Here is a 554-nt window from a genome sequence, read left to right as displayed (position 1 = left end):
TGTTAAATCGTGACTTCACAGCGGAAAAACCGAATGAAAAATGGGTGACGGATGTTACAGAATTTAAGTATGGCCAATCAAAAAAAGCCTATTTAAGCGCTATTCGGGATTTATATGACGGATCAATTGTCAGCTATGTTCTGGGTCATTCCAATAATAATGCCCTTGTATTCAAGACACTCGACCAAGCTACAGTACTCTTGAATGGAGAACATCCACTCATCCATAGTGATCGTGGATTCCAGTACACCTCACATGGATTTAAACGAAGAATAGATAAAGCAAGGATATCTCAAAGTATGTCACGAGTGGGTAGATGTATTGATAATGGACCAATGGAATCCTTTTGGGGAACCCTCAAATGTGAGAAATATTATTTGCATAAGTATGATACTTATGAGGAGCTTTCTCTTGCGATCGAAGATTATATACGCTTTTATAATCATGATAGATACCAAAAAAGATTAAACGGCCTTAGCCCTATGGAACACAGAGCTAAAGCCGCTTAAGTCATTTTTATTATTTCCACTGTCTACTTGACAGGGGGCAGTTCA

At 38.3% G+C, this 554-nt stretch carries 1 protein-coding gene; it reads left to right on the top strand.

Going from position 1 to position 554, the window contains the following annotated elements; all coding sequences use genetic code 11:
* Positions 1-509, top strand: a 509-nt coding sequence (locus CEG13_RS18540) for an IS3 family transposase (protein WP_143469702.1), incomplete at its 5' end; no start/stop codon positions are given.
* Between the last annotated feature and the right edge of the window lie 45 nt (positions 510-554).

Origin of the sequence: Lentibacillus sediminis (assembly GCF_002763455.1) — a bacterium.
GTDB classification, from domain to species: Bacteria; Bacillota; Bacilli; order Bacillales; family Amphibacillaceae; genus Lentibacillus_D; species Lentibacillus_D sediminis_A.
The sequence above is the reverse complement of the archived record's forward strand: the minus strand, read 5'-3'. Positions and strand labels throughout refer to the sequence as shown.